At 40.5% G+C, this 13716-nt stretch carries 12 protein-coding genes; all 12 read left to right on the top strand.

The features are described from left to right. Positions 1–171: 171 nt before the first annotated feature. The 12 genes from def (at position 172) to NE664_06920 (ending at position 13450) form a co-directional block, all read left to right on the top strand. Positions 172–627 (top strand): peptide deformylase, encoded by a 456-nt coding sequence (gene def, locus NE664_06975; GenBank protein ID MCQ4726406.1) that lies wholly within the window; start codon positions 172–174, stop codon positions 625–627. Between the two features lie 5 nt (positions 628–632). After that, positions 633–1562 carry a methionyl-tRNA formyltransferase gene (gene fmt, locus NE664_06970; protein MCQ4726405.1) on the top strand — a complete coding sequence of 310 codons (930 nt, stop codon included), beginning with the start codon at positions 633–635 and terminating at the stop codon, positions 1560–1562. 75 nt (positions 1563–1637) lie between these two features. Further along, positions 1638–2345: a zinc metallopeptidase gene (locus NE664_06965; GenBank protein ID MCQ4726404.1), complete on the top strand. Its 708-nt coding sequence runs from the start codon at positions 1638–1640 to the stop codon at positions 2343–2345. Between the two features lie 1121 nt (positions 2346–3466). After that, positions 3467–4954 carry a sodium:alanine symporter family protein gene (locus NE664_06960; protein ID MCQ4726403.1) on the top strand — a complete coding sequence of 496 codons (1488 nt, stop codon included), beginning with the start codon at positions 3467–3469 and terminating at the stop codon, positions 4952–4954. Between the two features lie 93 nt (positions 4955–5047). Then, positions 5048–5626 carry a hypothetical protein gene (locus NE664_06955; GenBank protein MCQ4726402.1) on the top strand — a complete coding sequence of 193 codons (579 nt, stop codon included), beginning with the start codon at positions 5048–5050 and terminating at the stop codon, positions 5624–5626. A gap of 122 nt (positions 5627–5748) precedes the next feature. Further along, the gene (rsmB, locus tag NE664_06950; protein ID MCQ4726401.1) at positions 5749–7089 is read left to right on the top strand and encodes a 16S rRNA (cytosine(967)-C(5))-methyltransferase RsmB; all 1341 of its coding nucleotides are present in this window, start codon (positions 5749–5751) and stop codon (positions 7087–7089) included. 4 nt (positions 7090–7093) lie between these two features. Next, positions 7094–8134 carry a 23S rRNA (adenine(2503)-C(2))-methyltransferase RlmN gene (rlmN, locus tag NE664_06945; GenBank protein MCQ4726400.1) on the top strand — a complete coding sequence of 347 codons (1041 nt, stop codon included), beginning with the start codon at positions 7094–7096 and terminating at the stop codon, positions 8132–8134. An 8-nt stretch (positions 8135–8142) separates the two neighbouring features. Continuing rightward, entirely contained in the window at positions 8143–8886 is a 744-nt protein-coding gene (locus NE664_06940; protein MCQ4726399.1) for a Stp1/IreP family PP2C-type Ser/Thr phosphatase, read from the top strand. Then, entirely contained in the window at positions 8883–11273 is a 2391-nt protein-coding gene (locus NE664_06935) for a protein kinase (GenBank protein MCQ4726398.1), read from the top strand. The genes NE664_06940 and NE664_06935 overlap by 4 nt, the downstream gene beginning before the upstream one ends. After that, positions 11273–12148 carry a ribosome small subunit-dependent GTPase A gene (gene rsgA, locus NE664_06930; GenBank protein ID MCQ4726397.1) on the top strand — a complete coding sequence of 292 codons (876 nt, stop codon included), beginning with the start codon at positions 11273–11275 and terminating at the stop codon, positions 12146–12148. Before NE664_06935 ends, rsgA begins: the two co-directional genes overlap by 1 nt. 1 nt (position 12149) lies before the next feature. Then, positions 12150–12818 carry a ribulose-phosphate 3-epimerase gene (gene rpe / locus NE664_06925; protein ID MCQ4726396.1) on the top strand — a complete coding sequence of 223 codons (669 nt, stop codon included), beginning with the start codon at positions 12150–12152 and terminating at the stop codon, positions 12816–12818. Then, positions 12815–13450 (top strand): thiamine diphosphokinase, encoded by a 636-nt coding sequence (locus NE664_06920; GenBank protein MCQ4726395.1) that lies wholly within the window; start codon positions 12815–12817, stop codon positions 13448–13450. The genes rpe and NE664_06920 overlap by 4 nt, the downstream gene beginning before the upstream one ends. Positions 13451–13716: the final 266 nt, after the last annotated feature.

Below are 13716 nucleotides of genomic sequence, written 5' to 3'. Positions count from 1 at the left end.
GCCGGATATGCGGCGTGACGGGAGGCCTGCGTTTTCCTGTAAATCGAAGGCTGTCGCAGCCATGCGTGTTGAAGCGGCCAAATAGCGGGTTGGGCATATATTTCATGCAGTTTTGCGGGAATACAGGCAGGTTTTTGGCATGGCATAAATACTGTTTATTAGGAGGATAATATGGCAAAAAGAAATATCAGGTTAAAAACGGATGAAATACTTAGGAAAAAGTGCAAGGAAGTTAAAGAGATTACGCCTTCCATTATACAGCTTCTTGACGATATGGCGGAAACAATGTACGATGCAAACGGCGTTGGGCTTGCAGCTCCTCAGGTCGGCGTACTTAAAAGGATCGTTGTTATAGACGTAGGCGAAGGGCTGATTGAAATGATTAACCCCGAAATTATAGAGAAAGAAGGTTCTATGGTTGAGTATGAAGCTTGCCTGAGCGTTCCGGGCGAAAGCGCGCTTGTAGACAGGCCGAAAAAAGTTAAAGCCAAAGCTTTAAACAGGCTTGGCCAGGAATTTACTATTGTCGGAACAGATCTTTTAGCGCGTGCGATATGCCATGAAACGGATCATCTTGACGGCATATTATACTTTGACTTGGCGTTGCCTGACGAAGGTGAGGAGTAAAATATATGAAAGTTTTGTTTATGGGAACACCCGATTTTGCAGTTAAATCCCTTGAAGCTTTAATTGAAAACCATGAAATATGCGCTGTTGTAACCCAGCCTGATAAGCCGAAAGGAAGGGGCAAAAAAGTGTTTTTTTCACCTGTGAAAGAGAAAGCCCTTGAACATGGCCTGGAAGTTTTACAGCCGCAAAGCGCAAAAGATCCGGAATTTATTGAAAGACTGAGAAGATTTAATGCAGACATATTTGTTGTCGTTGCATACGGACAGATTTTAACAGAGGAAGTTCTTTTTATGCCAAAGCACGGAAGCATAAACGTGCACGGTTCCATACTTCCGAAATACAGGGGAGCCGGGCCTATCCAATGGTCGATTATCGACGGATGCAGAAAAACCGGAGTTACTATAATGCAGATGGCAAAAGGAATTGACAACGGCGATATAATAAGCAGCGAAGAAATTGAAATTTTAAAGAACGACACATACGGCACGCTTACTGAAAAAATGGCATTGGTGGGGGCGGAGCTTCTTATAAAGACAATGTCGGATATTGAAAAAGGCACAGCTGTGAAGATAAAACAGGATGACGCTTTATCAACCTACGCCCCGATGATTGAAAAGGAAACGGGGCATATAGACTGGAGCCGAAGTTCAGGTGAAATAGACTGCCTTATTCGCGGGCTGTCGCCTCAGCCGGGGGCATATTCCTATTATAATGACGAAATGTTTAAGATCTGGAAAGTCGAGGATCTGGGCAAACAGTATGCAGACGGTGTTTGCGGTGAAATAATGGAAATTGCCAAAAAGGGATTTATTGTTAAAACAGGAAGCGGCTCCGTTTTGGTTTCCGTTATTCAGGCAAAAGGAGGCAAGGCAATGGGCGCCGACGCATATATGCGGGGGCATAAAATAGAAACAGGTATAGTTTTAAAATAAAACAGACAAAATCAGTATGTAAACGTAAATAATGTATAGATTGTATAGATGCAATATTTATTAGGAGGAATTTGTATGTTTTATTTTAATTTCCAGTATATTTATATACTTATACCGGCGATGCTGCTTGCTTTGTATGCACAGTCGAAAGTTCAGAGCACTTTCAGGAAATATTCAAATGTAAGAAATTCATATGGCATGACAGGAGCGGAAGCGGCGCAGAGGCTTTTAAATATAGCCGGCATTTATGACGTAAGGATTGAACGTGTAGGAGGAAATTTAACCGACCATTATGATCCCGGCAAAAAGGTTCTCAGGCTTTCGGATTCGGTATACGGATCAACATCCCTCGCCGCTATAGGCGTTGCGGCGCATGAAACGGGCCATGCAGTACAGCATGCGGTTGGATATGCTCCTTTGGGGCTTAGAAGCGCGCTTGTGCCGTTAACAAATATAAGTTCGAGAATGGCCATGCCTATGATTATAATAGGCATACTTCTTGGCTCGCAGGCAGGTTCCGGTATGGGATATGCGCTTGTTCAGTTTGGAATTGTACTTTTTGCCGTTGCCGTTGTTTTTGCCCTTGTAACGCTGCCCGTAGAATTTAATGCTTCAAGAAGGGCAGTTGCGATGCTTGGCGATAACGGGATACTTTCCGGCAGCGAGCTTGAGCCGGTTAAGAAAGTTTTAAGTGCGGCGGCGTTGACATATGTTGCCAGTGCGGCAGTTGCTATTGCCAACCTTTTAAGACTTGTGCTTCTGTTTGGAAGAAGGGACGATTAGTATTGTTTTCTGATTAACGTGGATAATAATAGTATATATTTAAACAATATATGGATTTACCGGGATCGGTTTGATACGATCCCGGTTTTTTTGTGCATTGCGCATCTTCAGTTTACAAGAGCGCACACGGTTTTAACGGGCGTTAGCGGAGTAAGAGCAAGGTAAAGACGAGTAGGCGTAGCGGTTGTTACGGCAAGCGGCTTTAACACAGCTATTGCGCCGCTAACGCCCGTTAAAACTCTCCGACCTTACAAGGAAAAAATTTTTTGAAGTTCAAGGCACAGTGGCTCCTGCGGCAAGCATATGCAACGCCGAAATGTGGAAAATTTTCCTTGTGAGGAGTGTGTGCCATTGTAAACCGAAGCTAATGTAAAACTAAATATCATATAGATATACAAATTTGAAAAATATAACTGGCTAATATATACAAGAAAATGGTCTGCATTATATTGAATATAAAATTTTATAGTAAATAATTCACAATAAAGATTTGTTGGCAGGAACAAAAATGTAAAATTTTTGTTCTTGAGACGGGTTTATATGATCTTATAATTGACTGTATAGTTACAATAGCGTTTAACATTAGATTAACAAACATGTTTGGTGTAAGTAGGAATTGGATTTAAAAAAATGAGCGCGCATATGATTCTAAAAGATATTAAGAGGGGACACAAAATGAAATGAATGAGAAGTACTGATTTGTAAATACCGATAAATGAAAATAAGAGAACAAATATGGTTGACTTAATGTTTCAAAAGAATGTTGGGGAAAATGACATTTAACCGGCTGCATTTTACATATAATTTTGCGTTCGGTCATTACGCATGGTTGATTTATTATCAAAATCGGCTTTTTGCACTGACGGCGCTTCTTAATATCGTTTTAATGTTAATAATATCTAATTAAATTTAGCATATATACGAATTGTATTATATATAAAATATAAAAAAATATAATTTTAAAGAAAAAATTATATAATATGTTATTATAAACGCTAGAGTCTGTTAATATCATATGGTAAACTGATCAAAAATGAGGTGATATAAAAAAGGGAGTTAAAAATTAATTCGGGTTTTATATTTGAAGCAGAATTTATTTTATGCTGACAGGAGGGGTATTTATGATTGCAGATTTTATATTTAAGCTGGAAAGTATTTTTTGGGGATTGCCTTTTATTATCTTTGTAATGCTTGTAGGCTTCTACTTTACCGTTAGATCAGGTTTTTTCCCCTTTGTAAAATTTGGGCATATACTCAAGTATACGGCGGGAAGCATCAGAAATAATGAATCAAATGCGAAAAAAGACGGAAGCATTTCCCCGTTTGAAGCCGTGTGCATAGCTATAGGCGGATGCGTAGGAGCGGGTAATATTTCAGGCGTCGCTTCAGCTATAGCGGTGGGAGGTCCGGGAGCAATATTCTGGCTGTGGATTTGGGCCTTCTTCGGCATGATGGTTAAATTGGTAGAAACTTCTCTTGGATGTTATTATCGTTCACAGGATGAAAAAGGCGAATACTACGGCGGGCCTATGGAATATATGGAAAAAGGCATAGGGCGCGAAATGGGAATTAAATTCGGATATGTACTGGGAGCGGCGTTTTGCGTAGGATTTATACTTCAGTTTATTCAAGGCTCGCAGGCATATACCATTTCGGAAATGCTTAACAATTCCTTTAAAATACCTATGATGGCGACAACTGTAGTTTATACTATAATAATACTCTATGTAGTATGGAAAGGCACTCCGCGTATTGCGAAATTCGCGACGATTATTGTCCCTATCATGTGTGTTGTTTACCTTCTGGGCGGAATCATTATTGTCATATTAAATATTCAAAATGTGCCTTCAGTAATACAAATGATATTTAAGGATGCTTTTACGGGAACTGCCGCCGCGGGAGGATTTGTCGGCGCAACGGTTACAACGGCGCTGCGTTCGGGATTAAACCGTTCTATCAATTCAAATGAGGCAGGACAGGGCTCGTCGCCTTTGATACACAGCTCTGCAAATACTGTACATCCGATGCGCCAGGGTCTTTGGGGTGCCTTTGAGGTTTTTGTGGATACGATAATTGTATGTTCGGTCACGGCAATAGCGATATTATGTACCGGAGTTTGGTCAAACGGCGAAACAGGCGCCACGCTTACAATGACGGCTTTTGAAACTTCATATGGTATGTTCGGCAGGATTTTTATGGGAATTATGGCAGTTCTCTTTGGGCTTACGACAACAGCCGGATGGTATACATATTATGTTGCAGTTATACGCCACCTTCTTAGGAAAAAGACTGTTTTAAGGGATAATATTATTCAGGTATTTAAGGTTTTATTTCCCTGTATGAACATAATCATAGTTGGATATATAACGATGAGCGGTAATGACGCTGACCTTTTTTGGTCGCTTGTAAGCTGCGTTTTGGCAGTGCCGGTATTTACAAATCTGATTGCGCTTGTTATACTTAGAAAGAAATTCTGGGAGATTTTCAAAGATTATAAAGCGCGTTATTTTGGGATTGGCAAGGTTGATCCTGATTTCCATGTTTTCTATGAAGACAATATAGATATAAAAAACAGGGAAGAATCTATAAGAAAAGGCTTGGAACATTAAGTAAAGAATATAGGCCGCGGTTTGCCGTCAAATGCGGCAGGATAATTTTGAAGCACAGGGGCGCGTTTGCTCCTGTGCTTTTTAGGAGGAAAAATGGATTTTAATACAAAATGCTTATTTAATTCTTATTGCAGTAAAATGAAAAAAACTGTTTCGTTTGAATTATGCAGAGAAAGCCCATATTATGATTTTAATTTTAATAAAGGACAAGAGCCGATGTTAAGAAAAGAATATGTGAATAAGTGTGTTGAAGCGTCTCTTGACATCTGGAATGAATGTGGTTTTTCCGAAGAACTTGTAATTTTATATGAGGACATATATGGCGGCGGATGTGCCGAAGAAATATTATTTTTGGAAAAATGCATAAAAATAAAAAGTTACTATTCAAACAGCTTTTTGTGGGAAGACGACGGAGAAAAATATAAAGCGCGTAGGCATATATGGAGAACGGACAGTATAGATGCAGAAAAGATTTTTAAAAAGATTATACTTTCCGATATAAGCGGCGGCAGGGCTTGTTTCAGCAGCGCCGTATATATAATTGAAAGCAGTACGGAAAATGTATTTTTTCTGTATGACGACAGGGGAGCCGATGTTTTTTCGTGCGACGAACGGTATTTGAAAAAACTTGGCGAAAATTTAAAAAGCATGGTTATTGATTGGCAATTTTAAAGTAAAAATTAAATTTGTAAAAAAAGTTTTAATATTGTCCAAAAAGGTTTGCGGTTGTTGTATAAATAGGGTAAAATATATCATTAGGAATTTAATAAGCATTTTACCGAAAGGATAAATTTATGATAGTTATCAATCCTCGCTTTGTTGCGGCGGAAATACTTGTAAATATAACAAAAGACGGAATGTATAACAACATGGCTTTGAAAAAAGCTTTAAGGCAAAACGGCGCAATGTCCGATACGGATAAGGCGTTTGTTACCGAAGTTGTTAACGGTACTCTTAGAAATATTTTTTTTATGGATTATGTTATAAACGCCGTATCGTCTGTTAAGACTGAAAAAATGAAACCTTGGATACTGGCCGTTTTGAGGAGCGCCGTTTATCAAATCAAATTTATGGACGTTCCGAAAAGAGCCGCTGTCGACGAGGCCGTTAAACTCGTTAAGGATAAGGGGCTTGGAAAACTGGCGGGATTTACAAACGCAGTTTTGCGGAATATACCGGAACATATATCTTTTCCGGATGAGAAAGAAGAACCGGCAGAATATTTGGAAATTAAATATTCTCATCCAAAATGGCTTGTAAGAATGTGGATTAGCCAGTTTGGGTATGATTTTGTGAAGGAGCTGTGCGAAGCCAACGGAAAACCTGCCGATATTACGGTTATTGCCAACAGGCTTAAAACGGACGGCAGGCGGTTGGAACAAATGCTTGAATCAAACGGCGTAAATACTAAAAAAGGCACATATTTAACGGATGCCGTGCATATTTCAAGAACAGGGGATATATCGGCGCTTAAAGGTTTTAAAGATGGCCTTTTCCATATACAGGACGAAAGTTCGGCGTTGGCCGTTTTAGCGCTTGACCCTAAGGCAGGGGAAAATATACTTGACATTTGTGCGGCTCCGGGAGGAAAAAGCCTTTTTATGGCTGAACTTATGGACAACAAGGGGAGTATAACATCAAGAGATATTTATGAACATAAACTTGAATTGATTGAGGACTCTGCAAAACGTATGGGAATAAACATAATAAAAACAGAATTAAAAGACGCGTCCGTTTTTTATGAAGAAGATAAAAATAAGTTTGACAGAGTGCTTGTAGACGCGCCGTGCTCCGGATTCGGCCTTATGCGTAAAAAGGCGGACATAAGGTTTAACCGCACGGGAAATGATATTGACGGCCTTGTAAAACTTCAAAGGGAAATACTAAGCTCGGCCGGGAGGTATGTTAAACCGGGCGGGATCTTGGTTTACAGCACATGCACAATCTGTAAAAAAGAAAATATAGGAAACATGATGTGGTTTTTGGAAAGCTATGGTTTTGAACCTGTTGATTTAACGGGAACCCTGCCGAAAGACGTATGCGGCAGTACGGCAGTGAATGGATTTGTTAGCCTTTTTCCTAATATCCATGGGACGGACGGCTTTTTTATATCATGTATGAGAAGGAAGGGGTAACAATATGAGAAAACCGGATCTGAGATCCATGTCGGAAGAGGAACTTATTTTTGCAGTTAAGGAAATGGGAGAGCCTCAGTTCAGGTCGAAACAAATTTTCGACTGGCTTCATAATAAAAATGTGAAGTCATTCGATGAAATGACAAATCTTTCTAAAAAACTTAGAGAAAAACTGAATGAAAACTATAAAATTTCAAATATTGAAATTGTTGAAAAAAGGGTGTCGCAAAAAGACGGAACGGCGAAGTATCTTTTTTCCCTTGAGGATGACAGACTTATTGAAGCCGTGCTGATGAAATATTCTTACGGCAATGCCGTGTGCGTTTCGACACAGGTGGGATGCCGTATGGGATGCTCGTTTTGCGCATCCACAATAGACGGCGTAGAAAGAAACCTTTCGGCCGGGGAAATGTTGAGCGAGGTTTATGAAATACAAAACGATATAGGGGAAAGAGTGTCGAGTATTGTGCTTATGGGAAGCGGAGAGCCTCTTGACAACTATGAAAATGTAATTAAATTTATAAGGCTTATTAATGATGAAAAAGGGCTTGGCATAGGGCAAAGGCATATAACGCTTTCAACATGCGGCATAATTGACAAAATGCAGATGCTTATGGAAGAGAATCTCCAAATAACTTTGGCAGTTTCACTGCATGCTCCGAACGATGAAATTAGGAATGAAATTATGCCCGTTTCAAGAAAATACGATTTTGACAGCCTTATGCTTGCGTGCAAGGAGTATTCCGACAAAACAAAAAGAAGGATTACTTTTGAATATGCGATGATTAAGGGGGTTAACGACAGTTCTGAATGTGCCGGGCAGTTGGCTCGAAGGCTTAGGAATATGCTGTGCCATGTTAACCTTATACCTGTAAACGACGTTGAAGAGAGAAACTTTTATAAAAGCAGCGAACAGACAATACTTAATTTTGCTGAAATATTAAATTCAAAGGGTATAGAAACGACTATCCGACGTAAATTAGGAAGCGATATTAATGCCGCGTGTGGCCAGCTTAGAAAGGGTTACAGGGCAAGCAGGAGGTGACTGCCTTTATGGAGGCTGTTGGAGAAAGCGTTAGAGGGCTTATACGGCAGAATAATGAAGATTCGTTTTATATTGCAGGCAGTAACGACAAAATAAAAAATTTATATATTGTTGCCGACGGAATGGGAGGACATAATGCAGGAGAAGTTGCAAGCCGGGAGGCTATCGGATATTTCCTGGAATATATAAATGAAAACTATAATGACGGGCAAGACGGCGATTTGGCCGATTGCCTTGTAGGGGCGTTATCTTACAGCAATAAGAAAATATATGAAAGATCTAAAAGCAGGGAAAATCTTGAAGGCATGGGCACTACTTTTACATGCGGCGTTATAGAGGGCAGCAGGCTTATAGTGGTGCATATCGGCGACAGCCGCGCATATATATTTGGGAAAAACGGATTTAAGCAGGTTACAAGCGACCATTCGTATGTTATGGAAATGGTAAGACACGGCAGAATGACTGAAGAAGAAGCCAAAGACCACCCAAAAAGGAATATTATTACAAAGGCGATTGGCACAAACGGCGATATAGAGGCAGATTTGTTTATCGAAGAACTTAAAGAGGGAGATTATGTGCTCATTTGCTCCGATGGACTTACAACAATGGTTAAAGACGAAACTATTGCTGAAATTTTGAGTGAAAATACAAATATCAACGAAAGCTTAAAACGCCTCATTTCAGAGGCTAATAAAAACGGCGGAAAAGACAACATTTCTGTTGTATTAATTGGATTTGAGGTGGAAACATGATGTTATCTATAGGCACCGTGTTAAGCGGGCGCTATGAGATTTTGGAAAAAATCGGCACGGGCGGTATGGCTGTTGTTTACCGCGGGACAGATTTAAAGCTTGACAGAAGTGTTACCATAAAGGTTCTTAAAGAGGAATATACAGGCGATGAGGATTTTAAAAGCAGGTTCAAGATAGAAGCCCGTGCGGCGGCAAAGCTTTCTCATCCCAATATAGTTAATGTATACGACGTCGGAGAAGATGGAAATATACAGTACATAGTTATGGAGTATGTGCATGGGGATACGCTTAAACAGGTTATATTGAACAGCGCCCCGCTTGATAATGTTACAACGCTTTCTATAGCTGTGCAGATGGCGTCGGCTCTTGTCCATGCGCATAAAAAAGGCGTCGTCCACAGGGATATTAAGCCGCATAATATATTGGTGAGCGTTGACGGAAATATCAAGATTACGGACTTCGGAATTGCACGGGCCGCGGCTATATCAACTGTTACTACAACTACAAATGCGCTTGGCTCCGTATATTATTTTTCGCCGGAACAGGCCAGGGGCGGATATGTAGACGAAAAAAGCGATATTTATTCCCTAGGCATAACCATGTTTGAAATGCTTACAGGAAAAGTCCCTTATGACGGCGATACTTCCGTTGCCATAGCTTTGCAGCATCTTAATAATGAGCTTCCGGATATGAAAGAATATAATCCTGATGTAAGCGATACGATCCAAGGGATTGTAAGAAAAGCAACGCAAAAGAAAAAAGACAACAGATATGCAAATATAGGGCTTCTGCTTCAGGATTTAAAGAAAGCTCTTGCTGAAGAAAGTTCAAATTACAGAAAAAAAGCTGTAAGCGAAGCTAAAAACGAGCTTGCTGACGAACCGGAAAAGATAGAAAACAACACCGAACCGGAAAAGCTTACTCTTGATGAAGCGTCGGCGGCGGCAGCTACGGTAGGAATTACAAAAGCAGCCGAAAACGGCGTTGAAGCCGCAGACGAGCCGGAAATAAAGGTTGAGCTTGCAAAAGGGAAAAACAATCCAGACAAAGAATATAATTTACCCGAAAAGGCGGTAGATTTTGATATGTATAATAAAAAATTCAATAAACTTAAAATATCAAAAGGCGACGACGACGAATATGAATACGATATGCCTAAAAGGCAGACTCCTAGAAATGAAGCGCCGAAAAAGGCGTACCCTCCTAAACAGCAAAAAGCGCAGCAGCGGCAAAGGCCAAAGGCCGGCAGCGATATAGATGACGACATGGATGATGAATATTACAGGGCGAGGGAAAGGAAAGTCACAATAGCGGCAATTATTACCGCTCTGGTGATAATCGCAATAATTTCGTTTGTTGGAGCTAAGGTTTTAAACGGCGGGAGCGTATTCGGAAACGGAGCGTCAGTTAAAACTTCGGAACTTCCAAATTTTGAGAACATACCTTTTGAGGAGGCCGAAAAAACAGCCTCAAGTATGGGCATTACGCTAAACAAAACAGGTGAAGAATATGATGATGAAATTGACGAAGGCAGTATTATAAGCCAGTCTATTGCGGCTGGAACAAGCGTAAGCAAAGGCGACGTTATAGATGTTGTAGTAAGCTTAGGCTCTAAATCATTTGCCATGCCCGACGTCATTTACGACGAACTTGAAACTGCTGTCGATAAAATCAAAAAGCAGGGCGGCAAGGAGCCGGAAGTTAAATATGAGTTTGATGATTCAATACCGGCAGGCGTAGTTATGGAGCAGGAACCGGAAGGTCAGGTACAGATTACTTCTGCAACCGCTATAACTCTTACTGTAAGCAAGGGGCCTGAAACTGACAATGCTACTGTTCCTAATTTTATAGGTATGCAGCTTGAAGACGCTAAAAAGCTTGCTCAGCAAGAGGGCGTTGTTATCGGCAATGTTACTGAGGATACGGAAACTGACGGCGTGAAGGGCAAAGTATTGTCACAGTCTGTCGATAAAGGGACCGAGGTTGAAAGGGATACAAAAATTGATCTTGTAGTTATTGGCGAAAAGCCGGAAGAACCAGAAGAAGAACCGGAAGAAACGCCGGAAGACACAACAGGGGAAAATAATGGCTCTGATAATTCAGAGCAGGGCGCTGACAGCAGTCAGAACACATCGCAGGCGACAGGGTCAAAAACATTCAGTATCGAAGCGCCGTCGTCATATAACGACCAGCAGAATATATCCGTTAAGATGCTTAAAATAACAAACGGAAGTTCCGTAGAAGTAGTTTATAATGAATCCAAAACAATTAACGATTTCCCGTTCAGTGTCACATTAAATGGCAGCGGACAGGAGGAAGTGCAGCTTTATATTGATAATGTTTACCAATGGAGCCAGATAGTTGATTTCTCGGCAGGGGGGAATTAATGTTAAAAGGTACGATAGTTAAGGGCATAGGCGGTTTTTACTATGTTAATACGGGATGCGGAGTTTATGAGTGCCGCGCGCGGGGTAAGTTCCGCTTGGAAAAGGTTACGCCGACTGTAGGCGACTTTGTTGAAATTTCGGTTATAGATGAAAACGGAAGGAAAGGGAGCCTTGACGTAATATTTGCAAGGCGGAATGAACTTATAAGGCCTAGGGTTTCGAATGTAGATCAGGCGGCAATCGTTTTTGCGGCCAAAAGCCCTGCCCTTAATCCCGACCTTCTGGACAGGTTTATAATACTTGCAGAGCGGCAAAAGCTTGATGTAATTATTTGCATAAATAAGATAGATATTGATAAAAGCGAAAAATATAAGGATATTGCCGAGATATATACAAAAAGCGGATTTAAAGTAATTCCTTTGTCCGCTGAAGAAGGTACAAATATTGATCTTCTCAGAGAGGAGCTCAATGGTAAAATATCTGTTTTCGCAGGACCTTCGGGCGTTGGAAAAAGCAGCCTTTTAAATGCGGTTAACCCTATGCTTGGCCTTAACACCGGAGAAATAAGCGCTAAAATAGAGCGTGGAAAACATACGACGCGGCATGCCGAATTAATGGAAATATTCGACGGCAGTTTTATTGTAGATTCTCCGGGGTTTACGTCGCTTTTCCTTGATGATATTGAAAAAGATGAACTGCAATATTATTTCAGGGAATTCAGGCCTTATATCGGGAACTGCCGTTTCAGCGGATGCAGCCATATTCACGAACCGGAGTGCGCAGTGAAAGCCCATGTAGGCGGCCGGATAAACGAAATGCGTTATAACAGGTATGTAAATATTTATGATGAACTGAGTAATGAAAGGAAGAAATAAAATGTTTATATTAGCGCCTTCACTTTTATCGGCGGATTTTTCTGATTTAACTGAAGAAATCAGAAAAATTGAAGAAGCCGGTGCGGAGTATCTTCATCTTGATATAATGGACGGGCATTTTGTGCCGAATATTACATTCGGCGCCCCCGTCGTTAAATGTATACGTCCAGTTACAGATATGGTTTTTGACGTGCATTTAATGATTGAAAATCCCGAAAAATATATTGAGGATTTTGCCAAAGCCGGAGCGGACATACTTAACGTACATGCCGAAACTGTCGGTAATCTTAAAGAAATTATTGACAAGATACATGCGCTTGGATGCAAAGCCGGCGTTACAATTAAGCCCGATACTCCGCTGAGCGCCATTGAAAATGTGCTCGACTGTGTTGAAATGGTTTTGGTTATGACTGTTTATCCGGGGTTCAGCGGGCAAAAGCTTATACCACAAGCGCTTGCCAAGATTCCTGTTTTAAACAATATTAAAAAAGAGAATGGGTATAATTTCGATATACAAATCGACGGAGGCGTCGGTTTAAACAATCTCAGGGAAGTTTTAGACACAGGGGCTAATATAGTGGTTGCAGGAAGCGCTGTTTTCAGCAGTCCTGATCCTGCAAAGGCGTCAAGACAGTTTTTGGAAATATTTAAGGAGTATGAGAATGTATGAAGGCAGTTGTTTTTGCAGGCGCGGATATAAAGGATTACGGCTTCTGCGGCAAGTATACAAATAATGCATATATCGTATGCTGCGACAGCGGAATGCGCCATGCATTGAAACTGGGGGTTACTCCTGACTGTATAGTCGGAGATTTTGACAGTACGGATATGGAAACATTTGAATTTTTCAAAAAAAAGGGCGTGCCTGTTAAAACATTTCCGACGCATAAAGATGAAAACGATACGCTTCTCGGTATAGAAGCCGCTATTGATCACGGAGCGGACGAAATTATTATAATCGGCGGTATAGGAAACCGTATGGATCATACGCTTGCAAACTGTAACCTGCTTTATTATATACATAAAAAAGGAATAAAGGCCGTTATGGCGAACGAAAAAAATGAAATTTTTGTTGTGGACAGAGAAATAGAAATATTCGGAGAAAAGGGTGAAATTATTTCTATGATACCGCTTTCAATGGAAGTAGGAGGCATAACGACATACGGTCTTGAATATCCTCTTTATAACGGCGCCCTTTCAAAGGACGGCAGGCTTATCGCCGTAAGCAACGTTATGCTTGACGATTATGCGAAAATAACTGTTAAAGAAGGATGCCTGCTTGTAATGAAGTGCCGCGATTAGGGTTGGTTTTATAACCGGCGGCATTATTGATTATTGTAAATTTGAGGTTTAAAAAGTATAAAGAAATTTTCTTTATAATTTCAATACGTTTATTCATGGCTTAGGATGTTTTGGAATGTAAAGAAGTATTCATGACATTTTTGTAAGCGGTACGAAGCTTTTGGATTTGCAATTAAATATTTGTTGTAAGCAGTTCGCCTGAAATTGGTTGCAGTTTAATCGGGCAGACGTTAACTGCCACATCCACCCCGCATGAATATGGCGGG

Origin of the sequence: Anaerotignum faecicola (genome assembly GCA_024460105.1) — a bacterium.
In the GTDB taxonomy this organism is placed as follows: domain Bacteria; phylum Bacillota; class Clostridia; order Lachnospirales; family Anaerotignaceae; genus JANFXS01.
Note: the sequence above shows the minus strand (reverse complement) of the source record. Positions and strands in the feature narration are given on the sequence as shown.